Origin of the sequence: Rufibacter roseolus (assembly GCF_017916365.1) — a bacterium.
Lineage (GTDB): Bacteria > Bacteroidota > Bacteroidia > Cytophagales > Hymenobacteraceae > Nibribacter > Nibribacter roseolus.
Map to the genome: position 1 here is coordinate 292,358 of NZ_JAFMSU010000003.1, position 16,502 is coordinate 308,859.

General features: G+C 51.1%; 10 protein-coding genes. 4 read left to right on the top strand and 6 right to left on the bottom strand.

The genetic code is table 11. The annotated features are described in order from the left end of the window. Positions 1-155 precede the first annotated feature (155 nt). Complete coding sequence (locus J3P35_RS17065) at positions 156-1,208, bottom strand: chemotaxis protein CheB (protein ID WP_210465883.1); 1,053 nt, start codon at positions 1,206-1,208, stop codon at positions 156-158. 311 nt (positions 1,209-1,519) lie between these two features. On the opposite strand from J3P35_RS17065, the gene J3P35_RS17070 reads away from it, so the two are divergent. Both J3P35_RS17070 and J3P35_RS17075 read left to right on the top strand, forming a co-directional pair. Then, positions 1,520-4,501 (top strand): CheR family methyltransferase, encoded by a 2,982-nt coding sequence (locus J3P35_RS17070; protein ID WP_210465884.1) that lies wholly within the window; start codon positions 1,520-1,522, stop codon positions 4,499-4,501. 42 nt (positions 4,502-4,543) lie between these two features. Further along, positions 4,544-7,633, top strand: a complete 3,090-nt coding sequence (locus J3P35_RS17075; protein WP_210465885.1) for a PAS domain-containing sensor histidine kinase — start codon at positions 4,544-4,546, stop codon at positions 7,631-7,633. 758 nt (positions 7,634-8,391) lie between these two features. Here J3P35_RS17075 and J3P35_RS17080 read toward each other — a convergent pair. Beyond that, on the bottom strand, positions 8,392-8,727 hold the full coding sequence (locus tag J3P35_RS17080) for an STAS domain-containing protein (protein ID WP_210465886.1): 336 nt from the start codon (positions 8,725-8,727) through the stop codon (positions 8,392-8,394). 63 nt (positions 8,728-8,790) lie between these two features. After that, on the bottom strand, positions 8,791-9,141 hold the full coding sequence (locus tag J3P35_RS17085; protein ID WP_210465887.1) for an STAS domain-containing protein: 351 nt from the start codon (positions 9,139-9,141) through the stop codon (positions 8,791-8,793). A gap of 296 nt (positions 9,142-9,437) precedes the next feature. Here J3P35_RS17085 and J3P35_RS17090 point away from each other — a divergent pair, with 296 nt between their 5' ends. Then, complete coding sequence (locus J3P35_RS17090; RefSeq protein ID WP_210465888.1) at positions 9,438-10,088, top strand: response regulator; 651 nt, start codon at positions 9,438-9,440, stop codon at positions 10,086-10,088. Between the two features lie 388 nt (positions 10,089-10,476). Here J3P35_RS17090 and J3P35_RS17095 read toward each other — a convergent pair whose 3' ends face one another. Continuing rightward, the gene (locus tag J3P35_RS17095; RefSeq protein ID WP_210465889.1) at positions 10,477-10,668 is read right to left on the bottom strand and encodes a hypothetical protein; all 192 of its coding nucleotides are present in this window, start codon (positions 10,666-10,668) and stop codon (positions 10,477-10,479) included. A 437-nt stretch (positions 10,669-11,105) separates the two neighbouring features. On the opposite strand from J3P35_RS17095, the gene J3P35_RS17100 reads away from it, so the two are divergent. Further along, on the top strand, positions 11,106-12,104 hold the full coding sequence (locus tag J3P35_RS17100; protein WP_210465890.1) for a cation diffusion facilitator family transporter: 999 nt from the start codon (positions 11,106-11,108) through the stop codon (positions 12,102-12,104). Between the two features lie 1,471 nt (positions 12,105-13,575). On the opposite strand, the gene J3P35_RS17105 is transcribed toward J3P35_RS17100, so the two are convergent. Together J3P35_RS17105 and J3P35_RS17110 are read right to left on the bottom strand one after the other, a co-directional pair. Further along, complete coding sequence (locus J3P35_RS17105; protein ID WP_210465891.1) at positions 13,576-14,580, bottom strand: endonuclease/exonuclease/phosphatase family protein; 1,005 nt, start codon at positions 14,578-14,580, stop codon at positions 13,576-13,578. A gap of 729 nt (positions 14,581-15,309) precedes the next feature. Then, entirely contained in the window at positions 15,310-16,413 is a 1,104-nt protein-coding gene (locus J3P35_RS17110; protein ID WP_210465892.1) for a PA0069 family radical SAM protein, read from the bottom strand. Positions 16,414-16,502 lie beyond the last annotated feature (89 nt).

Genomic DNA, 16,502 nt, shown 5'->3' on the forward strand with positions numbered 1-16,502 from the left:
AGGCTACTGCCCGGGCGGCGCTTTACTTTCATGAAACCAGCCCGCTCAGGCAAGGCCAAGCGGGGCCATAATAAACATCAGGGGAGTACAGCAGAAAGAGTAATTCTGCTTTAAGCCTTTTTTCCGGAAAACAAGCCGAAATCCCAAAGGAGGTATCAACTGGCTTCCTTTTCATCAGAATCCTCCTCAGACTCAAAGCGGTTTTTGGCATTGGCGTTGGCCATGAGCAGGTGCCGGATGCGGGCAATGTGCTCTTTAAGCTCCTGGGCGCGCTCTTGCTGGGTCTCGGCCCAATGGCTGTGGCCTTTGCGGCGGTCCTGCTCGGCCATGGCGTTGAGCAGGGTGCGGCGTTCCTCCAGCATGCGCAGGGCAATCCAGAGGGTTTCTTCAATAGACTCCACGTTGGCGTTGAGAAAGGCCTCTGGGGTAAAGGCGTGGCCAGCGTGGCACCGGAAATGCTTCACGTGGCCCTGGTTTACCTCCCAGAGCGCCCCCCCGCACGTGGGGCAGGAGTACGGAGAGCGCGGGCCCATGAGTTCTGTATCTTCAATCTCCCCGGTATCTACCATCAGGCGCTCGGCAATGGAGGCTTCATAGGTGATATCCTCCGGCACCTCGGCCGAGGAGGAGGCGGGCACAAACACCAGTTCTTGCAGCAGTTCGCCCATGGCCGAGACCGGCACCACGTAGTCTACCTCTATCTCGTTCAAGACGCTTTGGGGCATGTCTGGGTACTCGGCGTCTTCGGGCTTCTGCACCATGGTAATACCGCCGCTGCGCTTGATCATTTCCATGCCCACGGTACCGTCTTGCAGCATGCCCGTGAGCACAATGCCAATAACCCGGGGGCCGTAGGCGGCGGCGGCAGACCGGAACAAAGGGTCAATGGCGGGCCGGAACAGGTTCTCCCGCGGGCCTTTGGTGACGAGAATCCTACCCTTCTGCAGCAGCATGTGGTTGTCCTGGGGCACAAAGTACACTTTGCCGGTTTCAATGACCTGTTCATTCTGGGCCACAAAACACTCCAACCCTGAGGTCTTGTTAAGGCGGTTCACCAGCACTTCGGCATTGGAGTTTCTGGACAGGTGCTGCACAATGAAAACGGAAGCCGGCAGGTCTGTGGGCAGTTGCTCCAGCAAGGCGCAAAGCGCGTTCATACCCCCGGCGGAAGTACCAATCACAATGATGTCATGGCGCGGAAGAGTCATAGGTTGGGGTTGTCTTGTTCAATAGTAAGTACGCACGCAGCCTGAAAAAAGCCAGATTTCTGATTCTTATGTGTAAACCGCGCTTTGCCCGCGGCAAGTACCTACCCAGCACCTACGCATTAATGCGGTTTCTTTAGGGCATGGAAGGCCACCAGGCTTGTTTGTGCGGTATAAATAGTACCTTGGAGGGTTATATTGAAGGCCAGCAACACCTTGGCTGGCGGGCGCCTGGGAAATTCCACATGATTGGTTCTGGAAATAAATCGCCCACCTGCAGAAAAGCAGGTCTCCCCTTTTACGTACACAAATTTATGGACAACACAGAAACTGAGAACCCTACCGCTCCTACTCCACCCAAGCCAGAGCCCTCCAGCCCCAAGGCACGGAAGGGCGTGGTGAAGCCTGCCAACCCTGCCCCGGAGTTCCAGGTGGTGGGCCTGGGAGGCTCAGCGGGGTCTTTAGAAGGGTTTGAGATTTTCTTCCAGCATTTGCCCCGCGGCACCAACATGGCCTTTGTGGTGATCCCCCACCTGGATCCCACCCAGAAAGGCATGATGACCGATATTATAAAGCGCTATACCTCTCTGCCGGTGCTGCAGATAGAAGACGGCATGCCGATAGAGCCCGAGCACGTGTACGTGGTACCGCCCAACAAAGAGACCTCCCTGGAAAGAGGGACTTTCAGGTTGCATGACCCAGAGCTGCCTAACGGCCAGCGCATGCCCATTGACTTCTTTTTCCAGAGCCTGGCCCAGAACCGCCGGGAGCACGCCATCGGGGCCATCCTCTCGGGCATGGGGTCAGACGGTACGCTGGGCGTAAAGATGATCATGGAGAACTTTGGCATGGTCATGGTGCAGGACCCCAACACCGCCCGCTTTGACGCCATGCCCCGCAACGCCATCAAGACCGAGTTTGTAGACTACGTACTGCCGGTGGAGGAAATGCCCAGGAAACTGGTGACATACGCCAATATGCCCTCCATCAAAACCAAGAACATGGTAGAGGCCCACAAGTCTACCATTATGTTGCAGAAGATCTTCACGCTCATCCGCAACAAAACGGGCCATGACTTCTCGCTCTACAAACGCAACACCATTTTCCGGCGCATTGAACGCCGCATGAACAGCCACCAGATGGTGCTGTTCTCTGAGTACGTGCAGTTTCTGCAGGAAAACCCGCACGAGGTAGAGCAGCTTTTCAAAGAACTGCTTATTGGCGTGACCAAGTTTTTCAGGGATTCTGAGGCCTTTGCCATTCTGCAGGAGAGATACCTGCCAGACCTGCTCCGGAAAAAGCAAGAAGGAGACTATGTACGCGTGTGGGTGGCGGCCTGCTCTACCGGCGAAGAAGCCTACTCCATAGCCATTATGCTGCAGGAAACCATGGAGAAACTGAAACTGAACCTGAAGGTGCAGATCTTTGCCACTGACATTGACCCTGAGGCTATTGCCCGCGCCCGGGCGGCCACCTACCTGGAGAGCATCTCGGCAGATGTATCCCCGGAGCGTTTAAGGCGCTATTTTATCAAATCAGACAATAACTACATAGTTAAGAAAGAGCTGCGTGAAACAGTGGTGTTTGCCGTGCATGACATTAACCGTGATGCGCCCTTCACCAAACTGGACCTGCTCACCTGCCGCAACATCCTCATCTATCTTTCCTCAGAGCTGCAGAAAAAGCTGATCTCGGTTTTCCATTACTCGCTTAACCCCGGCGGGTTGCTGTTTTTGGGTTCCTCAGAGACCCTCTCCGGCTTCCCGGATATGTTTACCGCCCTGGATACTAAATGGAAAATCTCCCGCCGTGACGAAGCGTCCATTCCCCTGGCGCGCCTGGTGGAGTTTCCCTTTACCTATAAAACTATAGAAACCGTGAAATCGCAAACAGAACCGCAAGCAGCCGTGAAGAGAGAAACGGGCCTGGGTCAGGTGGTTCAGCGCCTCATGCTGAACCATTTTGCCCCTCCTACCCTCATTGTAAACCCTGCCGGTGACATCTTCTACATTCACGGGCGCACGGGCAAATACCTGGAGCCTGCCCAGGGCCAGGCCACGCTTAACATCTTTGACATGGCCCGCGAGGGCCTCACCTTTGAGCTGAACAACCTGGTAAACCGGGCCTCCATGCTCAAGGAAACAGCCCGGGCAGAGAACATTCAGATAAAAACCGACCACGGCGTGCAGCACATAAAACTCACGGTCACGCCCCTGGAGGAACCAGACCAGTTGCGGGGCCTGATCATGGTGGTGCTGGAAGACATGCCCAAGCCCAAATCACGCAGAAGCCGCAAAGAAAGCTCTGAAGAGGCATCGGGCAAAGATGCCCGCATTGCAGAACTGGAGAAGGAGCTGGTGTACACCAAACAGCGCCTGCAGACCACCCTGGAGGAGATGAACTCCTCGCTGGAGGAGCTCAAGTCCACCAATGAGGAGCTGCAGAGCGCCAACGAGGAGTTGCAAAGCACCAATGAGGAGTTCATGACCAACAAAGAGGAGATGCAGTCTTTGAACGAGGAGCTCATGACCATTAACCTTCAGTACCAGACCAAGACCGAGGAGCTCACCAATTCCAACAATGACATGAAGAACCTGTTGGATAGCACTGAGATTGCCACCATCTTCCTGGACAACGAACTCCGCATCAGGAACTTCACCCCGCAGGTCACCCATATTTTCAAGCTGATCAGGTCAGATGTGGGCCGCCCCATCACGCACATTGCCTCCAACCTCAAGTACCAGCACATTGATGACGATGTGCGCGAGGTGCTGGACCGGCTCCAGAGCAAAGAGGTGCACCTGCAGACCCTTGACCACCAGCATTGGTACTCCATGCGGGTGCTCCCTTACCGCACGGCAGACAATTTCATTGACGGCGCGGTGGTCACGTTCACCAACATCACCAGTTACAAACAACTGGAAGCCAGCGTGGCGGCCACCACCCTGTACGCCGCCAACATCATAGACCTTATCCAGCAGCCGCTGGTGGTACTGGATGGGCAACTGCGGGTAGAGAGCGCCAGCAACGCCTTCGCCCAGGCTTTCCAGCTTATTCCGGAGCAGCTCAAAGGCCAGTGGCTCTACCACCTGGGCAACGGCCAGTGGGACATTCCCGAGCTGCGCGAGCGCATGAACAAGCTGCTCAACCAGGGCACTGAATTACAGAATGTGGTGCTGGAGCATGAGTTCCCGGCCGTGGGGTACCGTAGAATGATCCTTAACACCCGGCGGGTAGAGCAGACAGAAGACAAACCGTTTAAGATTCTGTTGGCCATTGAGGTTTTTGAGAAATAGCTTATTGCCCAGTTGGTGTTCCAGACCCAGAACGCATCTTTTATGAATAACAAGCGGAAAGATTCCCTCAATGGCGAGCCCCATGACTTTACCCTGCTAAGGCGTGAGGCTGAGAAACTTCAGCGGCCCGTAACGGCCGCTGACGTGGAGAACATGCCCCCGCATGAAATACAGCGCCTCATCCAGGAACTTCAGATTCACCAGGTAGAACTGGAGATGCAGAACCACCAGCTTCAAATAACCACCCAGGAACTGGAGGCAGCTACCGCCAAGTACCAGGACCTCTACCAGCGGTCGCCGTTTGGGTATGTGACCCTGGACAAAAGCGGGGTCATAGAAGAAGCAAATGCCAAGAGCATACAACTGCTGGCGGCCACCCGCGACCTTCTGGTAGCCCGGCGTTTCAGTCAGTTTGTGCACCCAGACAGCCTGGACGCCTTCTATGGCTTTTTCAAAAAAGTGCTTTTCTCAGACACCATCCAAACAGTAGAGCTGCAGGTGGTCTCCAACAACGGAACCGTTTTCTACGCCCAACTGGAGGGCATGCTTTTGCGCCGCGAGAATGCCCCAGACCAGTGCCGAATTGCCTTTGTAGACGTTACCGAGCGAAAAACGGCCCACCTGGAGCTTGCCCAGAAAGAAGAGATAATCTCTGCGGTGCTCAACTCTTCCCTTGATGCCATCCAGGTGTTCAAAGCCATCCGCAACAGCGAGGGCAACATCCTTGACTTTGAGTGGCTTCTGCTCAACCGTACCGCCGAGCTTTTCCTTAACTCCACCCTGGCGCAACTGCGCCGCCGCCGCCTTACTGAGGTGCTGCCCTCCCTGCTCACAGACGGCCACTATATCACTTTTCTTGAGGTGGTGGAAAACGGGCGGACGGCCACGTTTACGGCCCATTTTAAAGAAAACGGGCCAGAACGGTGGCTTAACTGCGTAGCCGTGAAGCTAAATGATGGTTTTGTGCTCACTTTTGAAGATGTCACCCAACAGCGCATTGCCAATGAAAAGCTGCAGGAAAGCCAGCTACTGGTGAAAAAGACCGCTGAGGCCATGCCCGATTTCCTGTACGTGGAAGACCTCACCCTGGGCCGTAACATCTACAACAACCGTGATTTTCTGGCGTATCTGGGCTATACCAAAGAAGACATCAACGCCCACCCGCGCGATTTACTGGACACCCTCTACCACCCAGATGATGCGCACCTCATTCACACCCGGGCCACCCGGTTTGAGGAAGTGCCCAAAGGCGAATGCCTCACCTATGAGGTACGGGTCCAGGCCAAAGACGGCGACTGGCGCCACATCATGTTCCGGGAGACGGTCTTCAAACGCGGCACCTCAGGCAAACCCATTCAACTGGTGGGCGTGGCCGTGGACATCACGGAGCGTCACCAGAAAGAACAGGAGTTACGGCAACTGAATGAAACCGTAACGGCTATTCTGCAAAACCTGCCCGTCACTCTCTGGCGCATTGACAAAGATGGCCACGTGCTGGAATCAAAAGGGTCTGGGCTCAGAGGCCTGGGCTTTGCTGAGAACGGCCTGGTAGGCAACACCTTTGAGGCGGTTCACCCAGAACTGCACCTGCAGATACAACAGGCCCTGCAGGGGCAAAAGATTTCCACGGTGGTGGAGTTTGAAGTGGCCGGAGAGAAGGTGTACAAGCAGGTGTTCCTCTTCCAGGACATCCACACAGAGGAAGCCATTGGTTTTTGCCTGGACGTGACAGACCAGAAACACGCCGAAGAGGAAGCCCGCTACCGCACCATGCTCCTGGACCAGCTGCTCCAGAACCTGCCCCTGGTGCTGGCCGTGCTGGACCTGGACGGGAACTATATAGAAATAAAAGGCCACGGCCTGCGCAGGGTGGGCATAGAAGACAATACCATGCTGGGGAAAAGCATCTACAATGTATTCCCCCAGTTGCGCGGCAACATTGAGGATATCCTTACGGGCGAAGTCAAAAGCTTTACCGCCGCCTTTGAGCACCAGGGCAAAAACGTGTATTTCCAGAATTACGGCTTTCTGGACAAACACCACCAGAAAGCTATTGCCTTTGGCATTGACATCACCAACCTGCAGGAAGTACAGAACCAGCTTACCCTTGAAAAAGAGTTTTCTGAGAACCTGCTGGAAACGCATTTGCACGGCATAATTGCCCTTGACCGCGATTTCATGATCTCTACCTGGAACCACGCCATGGAGCAAATGTCTTCCCTAACCCGTAAACAAGTATTGGGCAAACCGGTGAGTTCCATTTTTCCGGCGCGGGCCAAATCCAGGCTCCAGAAGAAACTGGACAAAGTGCTGCAAGGCGAACAAGCCACTCTTACCCATTTGCCTTTTCTACCCGAGGAACGGTCTTTTGAGATTACCCTTACCCCGCTCTACAACGCTAACCGCGAGGTAACCGGCATCCTGGGCATTGTGCGCGACACCACCACCCAGAAGCGCCGGCAGAAAGAAGAAACCCAGTTCCGCCTAGATCAGCAGAAAGTGGTAATGGACGCCATTCTCACCACCCAGAACGAAGAGCGCAAGCGCATTGCCGAGGCCCTGCACAACAGCCTGGCCCAGCTGCTGTACGCCGCCAAACTGAACCTTGAGGAAATAGAGTCTGAAAGGCAGGAGGCTGGCCAGCAAGAGACTTCGTTTAAGAAAGTGGCCGGCTTCCTGGAAGAGGCCATCAAGGAAACCCGTACCCTGGCCCATGAACTCATCCCGCGGGTACTGGTAGACTTCGGGCTGAAGTCTGCCCTCAAAGACCTAGCCACGCGCCTCTCCACCAATTCCTTCTGCGTGCAGTGCGTGATCACTGGCTTTGACCACCCCACCGACTATGGCCTGGAAACCCACCTGTTTCGGTTTGTGCAGGAACTCCTCAACAACATCATGAAACACGCCGAGGCCTCTGAGGCCCTGGTGCAGGTGGTGGACAAAGGCAAAGCGGTGCGCGTGCGCGTGCAGGACAACGGCAAAGGCATGCCCCAGAACAACCCAGAAAAAGCGGTATCTAAAGGCATAGGCCTCACCACTATCCGTAACCGCGTGAAACTCCTGCAAGGCACCATGGTCATTGACTCCTCGCCCGGTGAGGGCACCTGTATCACCATTGATATTCCGCATTAAAGGCAAACGGGTTTTAGGGCAGTTTTTTAAAAAACAACCTTAAAACCCCGCCGCTTGCACACCTCACCTTCTGCAGAACTTTACCCTAAAAAGGCAGCGCTCCCGCAAGAACGCTGCCTTTTTAGTTGTAAAGTCTTGACTGTTTTATTCTGTTGATTCTCTTGGAACCAATAGCAAAAACAGAACAGCATTATCTTAAGGCATTGGTTTTGGAGCGATGCTTTATATGCTTTATTCCTGATCAAAAAAATGCAAGAATTAAAACATACCCCTGAAAAAGGGGCTCCTAAAGAAGGTGTTATTTTATTCTAATTGCCTCTGAAGGCAGGCAACGTCTGGGTTAGTAATAGCAAAGCCGTTCTTGCCCATCTGGCACCTTTACGGAATACCCCATTAGACCCAACTATAAGGTAAATGACGGAGGGCTGCTCATAGAAAGCAAAGGCAGCCACAAGCTTAAAAGAATAGAAAGCAGTTACCTGAATGGTCCAGAAACTGACTAGTTCTGGCATGGTACAGGCAAGGGTTAAGCACCCTTTGATCTGGAGATGGCGCAAAAGGGGTAGGTTTGCTCCCAAGGCTTTTGGCAAAGCACGCCATAGGCAAAGCCCTATATAAAACCAGGAAGCACGGGAATTGTCAAAAATAAGGAATGATGCCAGGCGTGGTTTGGAGAGGCAGCTTGAAAGCGCTCTACCTGCAAAAAAACCAGTCCGTAATGGCTGGCACAGAAGATATTACCAGATTAGCTGCATGAATTATTTTTCCTGCAGCAGGGCCTCTTTTTTGGAAGGCACAATGGTCATGATCAGATGCAGGCCCAAGAGCTCAAATACGTTCTTCACATGCGCACTCATCCCGTACAGCACTAGGTTTATGTTTCGGGCTTCAAGGGTACCCAAATGAGAAATAAGCACGCCCAGCCCTGCAGATGAAATGTACTTTAGTTCTTCGCAGTCAATCCATAGCTGTTCAATGGGCTTGCAAAGCGCCAGCTCAATTTCCTTATCCACCTCCAGGCAAGTAGAAGCATCCAGTTCACCGTTCAAGCGCAGGATGTAGATGTTAGCCTCTTCTTCAATTGCTATGGTCATCCTCTTTTTTTATATAAAGTAAAGAATTTTTTTCTTATAATCCATATTAATTAAAAGTAAATTTTAAGCCGATTTTTTGGCATGAACATACTTAATTGCAGTATCCAAAGAATCAACCACTTTCACCAAAGAATCAAAGCCAGAAGAATTTATTAACCCATGGATATTATCCTTCAGGTTAAATAAAATAAGCTCTTTTTTTTGCTGTTGCACCTGCTGCACATAAGGCAGCAGATTACGCAATCCGGTGGGGGTTACATCTGTCACGCCAGAAAAATCCAGGAACATAAACTTCCTATTCTGTTGCAAGACAATCTTTAGCTGGCTCTTTACTTTCTCCTCAGAAAGACCATCTAAAGCCCCTTTCAACGAGACCAGTAAACCTGCGCTTGTAAATTGGGTAGAGATTTCCATGGTCTTCTGTAAACGCTCAACTATATGTTAGATAGACACAACAGCATGACAGTTCACAAATATACCCCGATAAAATCCCCTTTAAAACGTCATTAATACCGCAATTTAGGTATACGTATTAATACGTAGTTCTCTACTTTAATAGCATAAATTCTTTGAGAGGAGAGACAAAATATAAGCATCTCCGTATTAATACTAAATATCAACTCTTTTATTAAAGGATCCCCACTTAAATTAGCTTAAAAAAGAAATTCTTGATTTATTTAACATCTCAGTCAAATAACACTTAAAAGGTGATGATAAAAGTAATTCTAGTAGATGATCATACGCTGATCAGAGATGGGTTGAAGTCTTTACTTAAATCTGAAAGAACTATACAAATAATTGGTGAGGCAGAGAACGGACAGCAACTTTTGGACCTTCTGGAAACCACCACCCCAGACGTGATTATGTTAGACTTGAACATGCCTGTGATGGATGGCTTTGAAACCTTACAGCACCTGCAGCAGAAGCATCCTAACGTAAAGGTGCTCATCCTAACCATGCTGGACCAGGAAAGTTACGTGCACAAGGTGCGCTCCTCAGGCGCTATGGGTTACGTACTCAAAACGGCCGGACGAGATGAGCTGGTGCACGCCATTAAAACCGTGGCCAATGACAACTCCTTTATTTCTTCTGAGGTGGCCCTTAACCTTTTGAACAAAGCAAACAACCCAGAAGGGGCATCCGCTACCACTAAATCAAAGAACAACCCAGAGCTCTCCAAACGCGAGATGGAAGTTCTTAAACTTATTGCCGAAGGTTATACCAACGCCGAGATCGCTGATAAACTCTTCGCCAGTAAGCGCACCATTGAGTCTCACCGCCAGCACCTGATTGAGAAGACCAAAGCCCGCAACACCGCCACTTTAATCAAGTACGCCATTCAGGAAGGTCTTATAGACTAAAGGCACTAAACCAAAAGTTAAACAGGCACTTCCGTTTCAGGGCTCCTTGCAAGGAAACAACCCGGAAACAGAAGTGCCCGCTTTTATTTACCTCAACGGCACCTATCTTTCTTAAAAACTAGGGCACCCTGTGCAAACTCTGCCTTTTCCTAAAAGCAGGGACAAGATTGTCTGCCGACTATCGCCGGAAAGGTTCCTACCTACTTTCATAAGCCAATCCGTAAAACTCCTTTTAAGGTCATTTTGGTAAAAACAGCCAGTAAACAGGTTTGTTCTCTTATAGCAGCGCACCTTACCTTAGAAGCCGGCGAAAACAGAAAAGGCCTTGCCGTTTTGCAGCAAAGCCTGACCTTTTATCAATAGAATAGATCTCGGGTTGGGGAAGTATTTACTTTTTCAACGCGGGTAGCCGAAGAACATTTTTCCCAGTTCCCTGGGTCTGGATGTACTTCTGGCGCAGATCCTGCAACCTGGCCAAGGAATCATTGATGCTGCCGGTGTCTACGGGCAACAACATGCTGTTTTTCAAAATCTTTTCAATGGGCTTGCCCACCACAGCTTTTTTAACAGAGGAGTTCATAAGATCTCGCCAACAGGTAAAAGTAAATTCATGTACAAACAGCGAATTTATGCTATGGGGTTTGTTCATACAATAGTACTTATATGAAACAACTAAGGATTTTGTTGCATTAATTTTGCATTTGCGGCATTTATTTTAAATTTTTATCTTTACTCAACTTAACACCTACCAAAATGCATCCAATACTGGGGTTCCTGTTTTTCTTTCTGGGTCTGCTTGCCTCCTTTGTTTCCTGGCTTCTGTCTTTCCTGTTTAGCTAAGCCTTAGTTCATCGGGCCACCTCTGCCCTGTTTACCCACAGCGATCCCTTTCCAGGTTTCCAGTATTTCTTCTTGTCTGCTGCTTGCCGGCGGGTTAAAAAAAGCCGTACTTTTGCACCCCCTTTTGCCGCTCTTCTCGTTTGTAAGGCGAAAGTATCTTTTTTAACCTGCAAGTCTATGCCCTCCACCTCACCGGCGGTTTCTTCTATCCGTATCATGGCCCTTATGCTGGTGCTGGCGCTGGTGCTGCTCAGCGTTAAGTTTGGGGCCTTTTTTCTCACCAACTCCAACGCCATCTTAACCGATGCCCTGGAGTCTATCATCAACTTTGTGGCGGGCGGCGTAGCGTTGTACAGTGTGTACCTGGCGGCCAAACCCAAAGACAAAGACCACCCCTACGGACACGGCAAAATTGAATTCATTTCCTCTGGCTTGGAAGGATCACTTATCACGCTGGCGGGCGTGGCTATCATTGTCAAGTCTGTCTATAACCTTCTCTACCCGCAACCCATCCATGCCATGGACGTGGGTATCTTTCTTACCCTGGCTACTGGGTTGGTCAATTACTTGGCCGGCCGCTACCTCATTAAGCGGGGCACAAAGCACCATTCCCTCACCATCATCGCCAACGGCAAGCACCTGCTCTCAGACGCATACTCCAGCCTGGGTCTGGTCATAGGCCTGGGCTGCATTTACTTCACCAACATCCTGTGGCTGGACTCGGTGGTGGCCATCATCTTCGGGTCCTTTATTACCTACACCGGCTACGGCATTGTGCGCAACTCCATCTCCGGGGTCATGGATGAGGCCGACCATGAGCTTATGGACCGCATTATCACCGTCCTGAACCAAAGCCGCCGCGAGAACTGGATTGACCTCCACAACATGCGGGTCATCAAGTACGGCAGCCAGCTGCACATAGACTGCCACCTCACCCTGCCCTGGTACTTCAACCTGCAGGAAGCCCACAAAGAAGTAGAGCTGCTCCAGGACATGATCTCCGAGGAGATGGGCGATGTAGTAGAACTCTTCGTACACCTGGATCCCTGCCTTCCCCCCGCCAGCTGTTGCCTCTGCACCAAATCTGACTGCCACGTCCGGGAGCATGCCTTCGTTGGCCGCGTAGAATGGACCCTGGCCAACGTAAGCGAAAACGAAAAGCACGCCTTACATTAAATAACCACTTACTTCATTTACGCTGTTTGCTGGTTTTAACCTTTAAGCCGGGAGGTGCCTAAAGGTAGGAGCTGTTTAAAGCCTGTTTTCAGAAGAACAGCCTTTAAAACAGCTCCTTTTTTCTTGCCTATGCACTCAGTCCAACAGACGGGCTAGATTTAAAACGAGACATGCCTTGATAGTTTGCCATCTGATTTATAGAAAGCAGCTCCAAAACGCATGACTTCTTTCCAAGTGGAAAGCCCTACGATTCTTCAGAAAGTAGTTAAACGGCCGTCTTAGTTGTTGGTGATAACACCAACAACGGTTGGCGAGGTTGAACGGTAGGCGAAGTTGAGAACGCGTTCTTAAATAGCAAGGCTCAAATGATAAGGTCTCTTTTCCAGCAGGGGCAAGAATGTAGGGGCACCTCTTGTGGGTGCCCTTTCCGGTTGCTTCCGGTTATTTCCAGGAGCTGTTGTTTATTGCGCCAGAACCGTTGGAGACAAGACATGCCTTGTCTCTACATTTTTCAACCAAGGATAACAAGACGAGAACAGCTGCATTTTCCATCCGTCCGAAAGGACGATGCAGGCATTGCAGCGGCTCTAAAACCAAGGCAGGCATATGCGGGGAGGCGGAGGTTGGGCGCGTGCGCAACCCAACCTCCGACGAGCGCAGGCAGTGGCTCCTCAATCGGCAGTGGCGTAAGTTCACCATGAAACAAAAGGCTTTTGCCAGGTGTCACCCTTACTGAAGAAAAGACTGTTTGAGCGTCAGCGAGTTTCTTTTCTTCTTGATTCTTTTGGTTACTTTTCTCATCAAGGAGAAAAGTGACAAACGCCCGCAGACCGCGGCTGCAGCCTTGAGGCTTGGTAGGAAGGGATTGGAGAGTAAAAGCAGAAATCTTACGGGAGAGGCAGTTGAAGTAACTGGTGAGAACACCAACAACGACGATATATACTACCAACTGGAACCTCTTCCAATTCGCCAATCAGGAGATTGGCTGTCCGGGAAGTGCGGAGAGCGCTGCCGTTAACTCTCCGCACAACGCAAGCGAAATCCGAGTTTGATGCAACACCTCACTGCAGTTGCAAACTGCAGGCCATGGTAGGTCCAAGTCACAGATTTGAATTAGGAAAAGAGGGAAGGAGCAGCAGAAGAAGTCATCCCCCTACCCCCTTCAAAGGGGGACAAGCCAAACGGGAGCGCAGCCATCTATCTGCAAGGACAATCCACTTGAACCAGGAAAGAGATATGAAGGAAGCACAGTCTGGTCTAACAGAAAGAAGAACCACACAGCTGAAAACACCCACGGCCGCAAGATAGAAGCAAAGCAAGAGAATAGGAAAAAGTATACTTCTCAAACCCCACTATCGGACTGCCAACAAACCACCTTCCCACAAACGGCCAAACAAAAGCTCGTTTGTAAACAGTGCGTTTTCCAGAAAACAGATCAAAACTATAAAGAAAAGGGTATCCCCAGAATATACTATTCTTTGGAACCAGCAGAGGCTGGTTTCAGCCATAAATCACTCACGATGGCATAGTGATCAGAGAGGTTCTGACGGATGGTTTTATAACCCGAGCCTACCATGCGCGGGTCGTGCAGGAGGTAGTCAATGCGCAGGATGGAGAAGAGTCCGTTGTAGGTGTTGCCCAAACCCCAGCCGCTTTCCCCGAAGGAATCTTTCAGGCCTTTGCTAATTTTATTATACGTGAACGAGGCCGGCGGGTCATTGAAATCACCGCAGACGATGACCGGGTAGGGGGAACTTTCAATGTGATCCGCAACTACTTTGACCTGGCGCGCGCGCTTCACGGCGCCTACCTGCAGCCGCCGGATGATGTTGCGGGAGGCGATAATTTTCTCATCATTGGAGGGCTTGGCATTGGGGTTGCCCAGGAACTCATAGTCTTCGCGCTTGAACCGGTTAGACTGGAAATGGACGTTGTATACCCGCACGGTATCCTGGCCAACCTTCAGGTCTGTGAAAATGCACAGGTTATTGGTTTGCTCATTGAAAAAGATGCTGCCCTTGTTCACAACCGGGTACGTGCTGAAGGTGGCTATTCCCCAGTGGTCGCTGTTGCGCATGGTCTCGGTGTAGGCCACATGGTGGTTCCTGGCCTTCTGTAAACGCAGCAGGGTGTCAAGGTTGTTTCTTCCGGCTTTAGAGGAGGTGTAGAACTCCTGGAAGCAGATGATGTCTGGGGTCTCGTCCTGCACCATCTTGAAGATCTTGTCTCGGGTGAGGGGGTTGCCGGTCCACTCATAGAGATCGAACAGCCGAGCGTTGAAACTTAGCACCCGCAGCTTCTGAGCTTGGGCCGGAACCTCGGTCTGGAACAGGTTCAACTGGATCTGGTTCCGGAGGTTATCAAACCCGATAAGCAAGGCAAAGAGGGAGATGAACAAGGCCCGGCTTTTGACCAGGAGCCAGTACAGGATGAAGAGCAGGTTCACCAGGAGCAGGCCCGGGTATGCCAAGGCCACAAGGCTAGCTACCCAGAAAATTCCGGGGCTAATATAGGAGGCCACATGAGAGAGAATTAACAACGCCGCTGCCCCTATGTTTAAAAACACAATGAGTTTAAACAGGAAACTTCGTCTGATTCTCCTTCCAGCCACAGTGCTTGCTTGCGTAAGGGTATTCCCCATGGCTAAAGATACAAAGACCCTCTCTTTTTAGAAAAAGTTATATTCATAAAGAAGCAGAGGAGGGCACCCCTGGTGCGCTTACCCGGCAACTCACTTCTTAATGGTAACGTAATAGCATCAAATATCTTTTCTGGCTGCTTATTTATTTCAGGCTTGTTTCTTTTTGACCTATTAAACCTAAAATATAAATAAACCAACTTAAGCAACTGGATTAAAATCAAATATCCTCAATTACATTCTTCTTATAATTAACCGTGGAACACCGGTTTAGGGCCTTTAATTCCTAAAGTTCCCGCTGCATGGGGTTTTAACCCTCAAACCACTCCTAAATACTCCCTGTGGCTTGAAGCAGACCTTTCTTCCTGTAGCCTCCCAAACTAGATAATAGCCTTTGCTTTACCCTATTTCGGCTGAGACACCTCCCTGACAGGCTGTCACAACATCTACGTTTCTCTAGTAAACCCAGCCTTTTACCTAGCGCTTGCCAAACCAAAACTTCAAGCCCAAAAGATAGCTTTTGCAGGTCTACCAGGAAAAAGGAGAAATCACTTGGCAGGGTTTCATTTAAAACATAGAAAGCTGCTTTCCTGTTCGCGGAGTGAAGGCAGTAAGGTCATAAGGGGGCATAGATCGGCCCTGAAAATATTTGTGTTTGGAAACCTTGAAGAGCGCCTGAATGGTCTCGGCCCATCTCCCCTCCCCTGCCATCCGCCGCCCAAATTGGCTGTCGTTGAGGGTACCGCCGTGGCAGGCTTTGATTTGGTTCAGCACCTTATTGGCCCGGTCTGGGTAGGCTTTATAGATCCAGTCTTCAAAAGTTTCTCCCACCGCGCCGTTCAGCCGCACAATGGTGTAAGCCGCCGATAGGGCTCCCGCCGCCGCCGAGGCTTCCAGGATAGCGGGCACTTCATGGTCGTTCAAGCCCGGGATAATGGGTGCTACCATCACGTTCACGGGCAGGCCCGCCTCAGACAATTGCCGTACCACCTGCAGGCGTTTGGCCCCGGTGGAAGTGCGCGGCTCCAGTTTCAGGCGCAGCTCTTCGTCCAGGGTGGTGATGGAAATATTGACGTGTAACAGCCGGTGCCGGTGCAGGGCAGAGAGCAAGTCAAGGTCGCGTAATACCAAGGCATTTTTGGTGATCAGGCTCACCGGGTGGCGGTACTGCAGCAACACTTCCAGCAAACGGCGGGTGATCTTCTTTTTGGCTTCAATGGGTTGGTAGCAGTCTGTATTACCGGCCAGCATGATGGGCTTTACCACCCACTTCGGGTGTTCCAACTGGGCCCGTAGCACCTCGGGGGCGTTTTCCTTTACAATGATTTTTTGCTCGAAATCCACCCCGGCTCCCAGCCCCCAATAGGCATGCGTGTTGCGGGCGTAGCAGTAGATACATCCATGTTCACAGCCTTGGTACGGGTTCATGGAATAGCCCTGCCCCAGGTCCGGGGAGTTGATTTCGTTTACTATGGTTTTAGGGAATTCCTTGAAAAACTGAGTGGCGGCTTTTTGCTCCCAGGGCTCATCTATCCCTTCCAGATGCTCCACCACGTAGTCGTTTTTCAGGAACGGATTAGTGGGGTTGTACTGGGCACCTCTTCCCTTCCTGAGGCCTTGGTCCTGAAAAGGCCGGCCCTCTTTTCTCCCTTTAGAAGCGTCATTTTCCATAACTAAAATTATTAGCTTTTGACGTCATTCCCAAATAATACCATTATTTTTAGCCTTACACTTTTTGGGTCAAACCGATTGTTTTGGCT